Source organism: Gordonia sp. i37 (assembly GCF_002043085.1).
Taxonomy (GTDB): Bacteria; Actinomycetota; Actinomycetes; order Mycobacteriales; family Mycobacteriaceae; genus Gordonia; species Gordonia polyisoprenivorans.
In genome coordinates, this window is record NZ_MVPX01000379.1 from 1 (window position 1) to 8,993 (window position 8,993).

Genomic DNA, 8,993 nt, shown 5'->3' on the forward strand with positions numbered 1-8,993 from the left:
ATCGGTCGGAGGGATGTGGGCTTGGTGAACGATCAGACTCTGCGTGGTACGGCCTGAGGCTTTCGAGGTGAAATGAACCTTCGAGGTATCGCTGTCCAGCAACGGAATGCCCAGCAGCGCCGCCGCCGACTGATGGCTCGGGTAACGCCGTTCCCCGCCGATCCGAACCGCCGCGAGGACCGAATCGCGATACCGCTCTTCGCGAACCGCAAACTCATCGAGCTCGCAGTCGCCTTTCACCGGGACGTACCCACCCCACCCCACACGCGCAAGAGTCCCGTCGCGTAGACCACGTGCGATCTCGGCGTCGGTCGCACCTCGCTTGATCGCATCACGTCGCAGGATCAGACGGTCGTCGGAATTCATGGGGATGAGCATGCCCGAGAACGAGCAGGCGTGGTCAAGCTCATCCACAGCTGTGGATAATCGCCTTTCCACCGGGATCCTGGCGATTCTTCCGCAAGAAATCCGTTCCTCCGCAGGAAATTTCGCGGGGAAGAACGAGAAAGTAGGGGAAGAAGATTCTTCCCCTACTTTTCATGGGTCGAGCGCTCCGAGCGGGTGAGAGGGTCTGCTAAGCCGGGCGCACCGAGTTGATCGCCTTCTCGACCTCCCAGAACGCCCGCAGCGCAGCGAGTTTCCCGTTCTCGTCGGCGCGATAGGTGAACACACCGTGGGCTTCGGAGACGTGACCGGCGATGTGGGTGACGATCTTACCGATGTAGGCGACCTCGTTGCCGCAGATGATCTCGTCGTCGAAGACGAACTCGATGCTCTCGGTGGTCGCTATCGACAGATCCCAGAACTCCGAGATCCGTTGGTGCCCGGTGAATCCGATGCCTTCGGCATCGAACATCGACGGCCCCACCGGGTCCTCGACCTTCGCGTCGGCGGCGAAATTGTCCACCCAGGCCTGCTTGTCCCGGGCCTCGACGAACTCACGCGAGCGCCGTCCGGCGAGTACCGCCGGATGGTTCTCCCGATCGATGTTCAGATACGCCGGCGCGGTTCCGGAGTGGGTCATTTCGTCCCGTAGTCGACCCGGAGTTCCTTGACCCCGTTGATCCAGCCGTGCCGCAGCCGACGCGGTGCCTCGAGCCGGCTGATGTCGGGCACCAGGTCGGCCAGCGCGTTGAACATCAGGTTGATCTCCATCCGCGCCAGGTTCGCCCCGACGCAGAAGTGCGCACCGTTGCCGCCGAAACCGACGTGCGGGTTGGGATCCCGCAGGATGTTGAACTCGTAGGGTTTCTCGAAGACCTCGTCGTCGTAGTTCGCCGAACCGTAGAACAACCCGACGCGCTCGCCCTCGGCGATGTCAACGCCGCCGACCTGCGTGTCGCGCTTGGCGGTGCGCTGGAAACAGTTGACCGGCGTGGCCCAGCGGACGATCTCGTCGACCGCTGTGGCCGGCCGCTCCCGCTTGAACAGCTCCCACTGATCGGGGTGTTCGAGGAAGGCGTTCATGCCATGGCTGATCGCGTTGCGCGTCGTCTCGTTGCCGGCGACGGTCAGCAGGATGAAGAAGAAGCCGAACTCGGCCTCGTCGAGCGACTGGCCCTCGATATCGGCGTTGACCAACACGCTGACGATGTCGTCGACGGGATTCTTGCGACGTGCCTCGGCCATGTTGTAGCCGTAGCCGAGGATCTCCGCCGACGCCATCTCCGGGTCCTCGCCGAACTCCGGGTCGTCGTAGTTCATCATGTTGTTCGACCAGGTGAAGAGCTTGACCCGGTCTTCCTCGGGCACACCGAGCAGATCGGCGATGGCCAGCAACGGCAGGTCGACGGCCACATCGTGGACGAAGTCTCCGGTGCCTTGTTCGGCCGCGTGGGTCACGATCGTCCGGGCCGCGTCGTCGAGCTTGTCCTCGAGCGCCTGCACCGCACGCGGCGTGAAGGCCTTCGACACCAGCTTGCGCAACCGCGTGTGGTCCGGCGGATCGTGGTTGATCAGCAGCGCCTTGGTGACGTCGAGCTGCTCCTGGGTCATCTCGTCGTCGAAACGCATGATGACCCCGTTGGACGCCGTCGACCAGTCGGCGTTGTTCTTGGAGATCTCGCGGACATGGGCGTGCTTGGAGATCACCCAATAGCCGCCGTCATGAAATCCGCCGCCCTTGCCCTCGCGCTGCGCATTCCACCACACCGGGGCCGTCGAACGCAGGGCTGCGAACTCCTGGACCGGGAGCCCCTGCTCGAGCAGATCGGGACTGGTGAAATCCCAGCCCTCCTGCGTCATGAACGGGCTGCTGCCCGGGTCTTCCGTTGACGACGTCGCCCCGCTCGGCGACTCCCCCGCGGAAACGTTGACGGTCTTGACCACTGTCACACCACCTGTCGTTACCTGTAGTGAGATGAGAACGGACTTCGGTCTCACTTGTGTGATCCACGGTACACAAGAAACCACGGCAGCACGAGAACCTGTTCTACTTTTTTCTGGACGGTCGCCCCAGTCTGTCCCACCAACGCAGTGTTGGGCGACCGTCCCACTTCGACTTTTCTGGACTTCTGTCCAGGAAACTGGAGCTTTCACCCTTTCCTCTGCCCATCGCCATCGCCATATCGATCCCGAGGCTGGACGCAAACGAGAACATGTTCTAATTTGAGCAGGACAGTGCCGGTCGTCAGACGGCAGAGAACCTCGGAGGAGAGGAACCACCATGGGTGTTCCCGTGATCGTGGAAGCAGTGCGGACGCCGATCGGAAAGCGGGCCGGGTGGTTGTCGGGTCTGCATGCCGAAGAGCTCCTCGGGATGACCCAGCGCGGCCTCATCGAACGGGCGGGCATCGACCCGGCCTTGGTCGAGCAGGCGATCGGCGGCTGTGTCACCCAGGCCGGCGCCCAGGCCGGCAACATCACCCGCAAGGCCTGGCTGTCGGCGGGTCTGCCCGAACACACCGGCGCGACCACGATCGACTGTCAGTGCGGGTCTGCGCAGCAGGCCAATCATTTGATCGCCGGACTGATCGCGACCGACACCATCGAGGTCGGCATCGCCTGCGGCGTCGAGACCATGACGCAGGTGCCACTGGGCGCCAACGTCGGGACGAATGCCGGTCCCTACCATGCCGATTCGTGGCACATCGACCTGCCCAACCAGTTCGAGGCCGCCGAGCGCATCGCGCGCCGACGCGGCATCACCCGCGCCGACATCGAGGCGCTCGGCCTGCGGAGCCAACAGCGTGCGCGAATCGCCTGGGACGAAGGACGTTTCGACCGCGAGGTACTCGCGCTCAAGGCACCGGAACGCACCAAGGACGGTGAACTCACCGGCAACATCCTCGACGTGGTCCGAGATCAGGGGCTGCGCGAGACGACCGCGGAGTCGCTGGCCGGCCTCAAGCCGGTGATCGAGGGCGGCATCCACACCGCCGGCACCTCCTCGCAGATCTCCGACGGCGCCGCGGCGATCCTGCTGATGGACGAGGGTCGTGCACGGGAACTGGGCCTCACCCCCCGGGCTCGGCTGCGCGCGCAGGCGCTCGTCGGTGCCGAGCCGCACTACCATCTCGACGGTCCGGTCCAGGCCACCGAACGAGTATTGAGCAAGGCCGGAATGTCGTTGTCGGACATCGACCTCGTCGAGATCAACGAGGCATTCGCCTCGGTGGTTCTCAGTTGGGCCCAGGTCCACGGCGCCGACATGGACAAGGTGAACGTCAACGGCGGCGCGATCGCACTCGGACATCCGGTGGGCAGCACCGGTTCCCGATTGATCACCACCGCCCTGCACGAACTGGAACGCACCGACAAGCAGACCGCCCTGATCACGATGTGTGCCGGCGGGGCCATGGCCACCGGTACGATACTGGAACGCATCTGAGCCGGTGGATGCGAACAACCGCCCACCCCAACTCGATTCACCTGTTGTCGCGCGGCTGATCAAGGTGGGCTCGCGGCTCAACACGGTGGTCTACCGCGCCACAGGTGGCCGTCTGGGCAACACGTGGCGAATCGGGGCGGCACTGCACAAGCCGGTTCCGGTGTGCCTGCTGACCACGACCGGCCGCAAGTCGGGTAAGCCTCGCACGGCCCCGTTGCTCTATCTGCGCGACGGCGAGAACTTCGTCGTGGTGGCCTCACAGGGCGGACTGGCGCATCACCCGGCGTGGTATCTCAACCTGCGCGCCAACCCGGCGGTGACCATCGAGGTCGGGCGCGATCGCCACGAGTTGCTGGCCCGCACCGTGGATGAGGCCGAACGCGCGCGCCTGTGGCCGAAACTGGTCGAGGTGTATGCCGACTTCGACACCTACGACGCCTGGACCGAGCGTGAGATCCCGGTGGTCATCTGCGAACCCGCCGCCGGCTGACACCGCCTTTGATCTCGGCCGGGCCGGCTCAACGAATTCCGCTCGGAAGTGCACGGATCGCCGATCCCAACCAGCAGTCGAGGAACTCTCGGCGATCCGGAGCCGAGTGCGCGTGGCCGGGGTCGATGATCAGTGATTGCAGGGTGCGCAAGACGATCTCGACGAGGATCTCGATTTCCTGGTCGCCGTAACCGCGTGCGGTCCAGTCGACATCCATCCGCTCGATCATGCTGCGCGCGAATACGCGCGCGTTCTCCGAGGTGATCTGTCCGATCACCGGGAGGCTCTGATGTCCGGGCAGCAGCAGGATGCCCATGTAGCGGTCGTCGGCGAGCGCCTCCAGCACCGCTGAAACACCCTCGACCACAGCCACATCCGGCTCGGTGAGTCCCGCCAAGCGGCCGGCGATGCGGTCGAGGAACGCTCCGACGGCGTCGACGGCGGTCGCCGAGAGCAACGCCTCGGTGCTCGGGAAGTAGCGATACACCGTCTGGCGGGTCACGCCGAGTCGTCGCGCCACGTCGGTCAGACGCGTGGCCTCTCCCTGTTCGTCGATGACCTCTCGGGTGGTCGCGAGAATGCGCGCGACCGCCTCCTCATCGGTGGCGGGTACCGCACCGGCCCATCCGTGCGTCCGCATCAGCGTGCCCCATGGTCGATCGGCCTCACCGGGCACTCGCGCGTCATGAGAATCCACCCTAATCGGCGAACGAGGCCGAGACGTTTGACCATACAGATATTTTCTGGTGTATGGTGTGGTGATGCAGACCACATCGACCCGTCCGTTCGACGCGGGCATCGACTTCACCGATCCCGACCTCCTCGAACGCGGTATCCCCCTTGTCGAATTCGCTCATCTGCGCCGGACGGCACCGGTGTGGTGGAACGCCCAGGAGGAGGGCAAGGGCGGCGGATTCCACGATGGCGGATTCTGGGTGGTCTCGAAGCATGCTCACGTCCGCGAGGTCTCACGCAATCACGCGCTGTGGTCGACCAATGCCAACGGCGCGATCATCCGCCTCCCCGAGTACGTGACGGCCGATCAGATCGAGTTCACCAAAGCGCTTCTCATCAACCACGATCCGCCGTCGCACACGCGTCTACGCAAGATCGTCTCGCGCATCTTCACGCCGAAATCCGTTGGTGCGCTGACCGACACGTTGCAGGAGTCGGCACACCGGGTGGTCACCGAGGCCGCGGCGCGCGGCAGCGGGAACTTCGTCGACGACGTCGCCGTCCACCTCCCGTTACAGGCGATCCTCGACCTCATCGGTGTACCCACCGCCGATCGACCGAGAATTCACGAACTCGTCGACGCCATCATCAATTCCGACGATCCGGATCAGCTGATCGATCCCACCACGGCGAACGCCGAATTGCTGGGTTACGCATACCAGATGGCCGAGGATCGGCGACGTAATCCGCGTGAGGACATCGTCACCACCCTGGTGCAGGCCGACATCGACGGTGAGGCCCTCGACGAGATGGAGTTCGGTTTCTTCGTCATCCTGCTGATCACCGCCGGGAACGAGACCACCCGAAATGCGACCACGCACGGAATGAATGCGTTTCTCGATCATCCCGCCCAGTGGGAGCTGTTTCGCCGTGAGCGGCCCGCCTCGACGATCGATGAGATCCTGCGCTGGTCGACGCCGGTCAACGCCTTCCAGCGAACTGCCCTCGCCGACACCGAACTCGGTGGCGTCGCGATCACCGCTGGGCAGCGGGTCGGACTGTTCTACAGCTCGGCCAATTACGACGAGGACGTCTTTTCCGACCCATTCACCTTCGACATTCTTCGTGACCCCAATCCCCATCTCGCGTTCGGCGGGAATGGGGCACATTTCTGCATCGGGGCCAACCTCGCCCGCCTCGAGCTGAACCTCATCTTCAACGCCATCGCCGACGTGCTGCCCGACATCTCCCGGGTCGGGCCGATGCGGCGGGTCCGATCGGGCTGGCTCAACGGGGTCAAGGATCTCCCGGTGGACTACGGCACCCTCTCCCGGGTGCCTGGTCCCTGACGCTCGGTGGCCACGACGCGAAAGGGCACATAGACTTTCGTCCATGGCCGACGAATCCGATTCCACAGCCGACCACCTCTGCCCATCGACGCCCGCAGTCGCGGTGATCATCCCCGCATACAACGAGGAACGCCTGATCGTCGACACCCTGCAGGCCTTGCAGGATCAGGAGTTCGACGCCCCACTGCATCGTGAGGTCCTGCACGGATTCCGCGTGGTGGTGGTCGACAACAACAGCACCGATCGCACCCCGGACCTCGTCCGCGAGTTCATCGAGGCCGGAACCCGGTTCCCCACCGAATTGATCTCCGAAACCGAAAAGGGTTCGGGCTGTGCCGCCGACACCGGCGCGCGTCACGCCATCGCTTCCGGAGTTCGCTACATCGCGCGCACCGACGCCGACTCGCATCCGGCGCCGGACTGGCTCGCCACCCTGCTGACCCCGCTGTTCGCCGGGAAACGGCTCGTCGGCGGCCGGGTGAAAGCCCGTGACGACGAAGACGTCTCACCGTTCCTGTTCAACGCGGTCGGCAAACTCTGGCGGGTCGGCCACGCCGTGGAGTACCTGCGGACCGCCCGCGGACCGGCCGCCGGCCGCCGCAGTTATGCGGTGGTGGGCAACAACATGGCCATCGACGTCGAGATGTACCTGGAATCCGGCGGGTTCCCGCGGACGCGCATGGAGGACGTCGACGACGACACCGTGTTACAGAGTCGCGTGCGGTCGCTGGTGGGCCCCAAGGGAATCGCCTTGCAGAAGAATGCCCTGGTCTACACCTCGCAACGCCGCCAACAGGCCTTCGGGATCAAGGGCCTGCTCGAATGGTATTCGGGTGACCGCAGTTCCACCGACCTCGCCGCCGATGTCCGCTGAGCCCCGCGTGGCGGTGATCGTGCCGGCCTACAACGAGCAGCGTCTGATCACCTCGACGCTGCGCGCCCTCGACGCCCAACGTTTCGACACGGTGCTCGAACGTCAACTGCTGAACGGTTTTCGGGTCATCGTCATCGACAACAACAGCACCGACACCACCGCGGAGGTGGTCGAGAAGTTCATCGCCGAGGGCACCCGCCGGCCGTTCGAGCTGATCACCGAGACACAGAAGGGCATCGGATCGGCCGTCGACACCGGCGTACGGCACGCCATCGACACCGGCGCGGTGTTCGTCGCCCGGACGGATTCGGATTCGGTCCCCGATCCGACGTGGCTGCACGAGCTGCTCCAGCCGTTGCTGGCCGGCCGGCGACTCGTCGGCGGCCGATTACGGGCACGCCACGACGAACCGTACTCGCCGGTTCCCTACGACCTGCTCGGCCTGCTGTGGCGAGTCGGACACCTGCAACAGAAGTGGCGAACCCGACACGAACCCCCGTATGCGCAGCGGACTTTCGGGGTTGTCGGCACGAACTGCGCCTTCGACACCGAGGTCTACCTGACCGCAGGCGGGTATCCGCGGCTGCCTCTCGAGCAGGTTTCCGACGACTGGGAGTTGCAACAGCGTGTACGCAAGGTCGCACCGAAGTCCGCGGTGGCCCTCGCACCCCGTGCCATCGTCCGCACCTCTCAGCGACGTGTACGGCATCTGGGCATTCGTGGGAACTCGGCGTGGTACGCCGCCGACCATCGGGGCGGACGAGCCGACCTCGCGGAGTCGACGGGTCAGGCGATCGACATCCGCTGAGCAGTGACGCCGGTATGAGATCTCATGCCATACCGTGTGCCTGCGCAGCAGGCATCGTGACGCGATCGACGATCTCACCGATCACCGAAACCGTCTCGGACAGAACGGCGTCGATGATCTTCTCGGCCTGATCGGTATCGGGATAGCGAACCCGCACATGGATGCCACTCTCGTCGCGCCACAGCCACCACTGCGCGTTGTCGGTGTCGTGATCGCCGGAGAGTTGACGGACCTCGACGCCGTCGGCCGGTGTGTACCAACGGGTGTAGTCCACATAGGACAGCATGAACACGTCGTCTCGGCTGCGGCGCAACCGATCTCCGAAGGTCTGATAGACCGGGGTCAATCCGATCTCGGCCAGCGGTGTCGCCTCGGCCACCCGTCGTGCGTTGATCCGGCTGAGCTCCAACGGATCACCACTACATGCGACGCGCATCGGGATGTTGTCGACCACCCAACCCACGAAGCGTCGGTCCGTCTGGGGTCCGGCCGGGATGATCGTCGACATCTCCTCCGGGCCTCCGGACCGATGGACGGCCACTCCGATGGCGGTCAGCAATGCCGAGAGCGTACGGCCGCCGTGGCGTCGGATACCGGAACTGAGTTCGGGGGCGTCGTCGGCGGCCACCAGTGTGCGCATCGCGGTGCGCATCGGCTTGCGCTCCCCCGGGCCGACGCCGAGATCCAAGGGGAAATCCGGTATCTGCCAGTCGGATTGTTCGAGAAAGCGTTCCCAGCCGGCCAGCCGCGGGTCGTCGGCGGGCACGTCCGGAAGACGGATGTGGGCGCGCACCTCGTCGAGACCCGATGCCGCGGGCCGTAACGGGCGTTCGGCGAGAACATCGGTGATGTCGGCGGCGATCACCGTCAACGACCGGGCGTCGACGTAGGCGTGGTCGAAGGCACAGATCACCGTCGTCGAGTCCGGCCGGCAGACGGCGGACAAGAAGTGCCCACCGGATCGGAGG

Annotated in this window: 9 protein-coding genes and 1 pseudogene; 5 read left to right on the forward strand and 5 right to left on the reverse strand. The window is 65.0% G+C overall.

What is annotated here, in order from left to right:
* From B1964_RS18615 to B1964_RS18625, 3 genes and pseudogenes are all read right to left on the reverse strand, one after another.
* A pseudogene (locus B1964_RS18615) lies at positions 1 to 366 on the reverse strand (hypothetical protein); the annotation flags it as partial.
* Between the two features lie 208 nt (positions 367 to 574).
* Positions 575 to 1,024 carry a nuclear transport factor 2 family protein gene (locus tag B1964_RS18620; protein ID WP_079930808.1) on the reverse strand — a complete coding sequence of 150 codons (450 nt, stop codon included), beginning with the start codon at positions 1,022 to 1,024 and terminating at the stop codon, positions 575 to 577.
* A complete protein-coding gene (locus tag B1964_RS18625; protein WP_079930809.1) occupies positions 1,021 to 2,328 on the reverse strand; it encodes a cytochrome P450 in 1,308 nt (435 codons plus the stop codon). The genes B1964_RS18620 and B1964_RS18625 overlap by 4 nt, the downstream gene beginning before the upstream one ends.
* A 337-nt stretch (positions 2,329 to 2,665) precedes the next feature.
* On the opposite strand from B1964_RS18625, the gene B1964_RS18630 reads away from it, so the two are divergent.
* Both B1964_RS18630 and B1964_RS18635 read left to right on the forward strand, forming a co-directional pair.
* Positions 2,666 to 3,829, forward strand: a complete 1,164-nt coding sequence (locus tag B1964_RS18630) for a steroid 3-ketoacyl-CoA thiolase (protein WP_006371977.1) — start codon at positions 2,666 to 2,668, stop codon at positions 3,827 to 3,829.
* Positions 3,830 to 3,833: 4 nt separating this feature from the next.
* Entirely contained in the window at positions 3,834 to 4,319 is a 486-nt protein-coding gene (locus B1964_RS18635; protein ID WP_079930810.1) for a nitroreductase family deazaflavin-dependent oxidoreductase, read from the forward strand.
* A 28-nt stretch (positions 4,320 to 4,347) separates the two neighbouring features.
* Here B1964_RS18635 and B1964_RS18640 read toward each other — a convergent pair whose 3' ends face one another.
* Positions 4,348 to 4,959: a TetR/AcrR family transcriptional regulator gene (locus tag B1964_RS18640; RefSeq protein WP_172398891.1), complete on the reverse strand. Its 612-nt coding sequence runs from the start codon at positions 4,957 to 4,959 to the stop codon at positions 4,348 to 4,350.
* Between the two features lie 121 nt (positions 4,960 to 5,080).
* Between B1964_RS18640 and B1964_RS18645 the strand changes: the two genes are divergently transcribed.
* From B1964_RS18645 to B1964_RS18655, 3 genes are read left to right on the forward strand one after another with little or no spacing between them, the layout of a single operon-like run.
* On the forward strand, positions 5,081 to 6,343 hold the full coding sequence (locus B1964_RS18645) for a cytochrome P450 (protein WP_079930814.1): 1,263 nt from the start codon (positions 5,081 to 5,083) through the stop codon (positions 6,341 to 6,343).
* A 43-nt stretch (positions 6,344 to 6,386) separates the two neighbouring features.
* Positions 6,387 to 7,217: a glycosyltransferase family 2 protein gene (locus tag B1964_RS18650; RefSeq protein ID WP_079930812.1), complete on the forward strand. Its 831-nt coding sequence runs from the start codon at positions 6,387 to 6,389 to the stop codon at positions 7,215 to 7,217.
* Positions 7,177 to 8,025, forward strand: a complete 849-nt coding sequence (locus B1964_RS18655; protein ID WP_253194060.1) for a glycosyltransferase family 2 protein — start codon at positions 7,177 to 7,179, stop codon at positions 8,023 to 8,025. Before B1964_RS18650 ends, B1964_RS18655 begins: the two co-directional genes overlap by 41 nt.
* 22 nt (positions 8,026 to 8,047) lie before the next feature.
* Here the strand turns inward: B1964_RS18655 and B1964_RS18660 are convergent.
* Positions 8,048 to 8,993 (reverse strand): condensation protein (locus B1964_RS18660; RefSeq protein ID WP_079930815.1); only part of this gene is annotated, 946 nt, incomplete at its 5' end.

Coding starts and splice junctions, on each gene's coding strand:
- B1964_RS18630 (WP_006371977.1), top strand. CDS start 2,666: ATGGGTGTTCCCGTGATCGTGGAAGCAGTGCGGACGCCGATCGGAAAG.
- B1964_RS18640 (WP_172398891.1), bottom strand. CDS start 4,959: ATGCGGACGCACGGATGGGCCGGTGCGGTACCCGCCACCGATGAGGAG.
- B1964_RS18645 (WP_079930814.1), top strand. CDS start 5,081: ATGCAGACCACATCGACCCGTCCGTTCGACGCGGGCATCGACTTCACC.
- B1964_RS18620 (WP_079930808.1), bottom strand. CDS start 1,024: ATGACCCACTCCGGAACCGCGCCGGCGTATCTGAACATCGATCGGGAG.
- B1964_RS18650 (WP_079930812.1), top strand. CDS start 6,387: ATGGCCGACGAATCCGATTCCACAGCCGACCACCTCTGCCCATCGACG.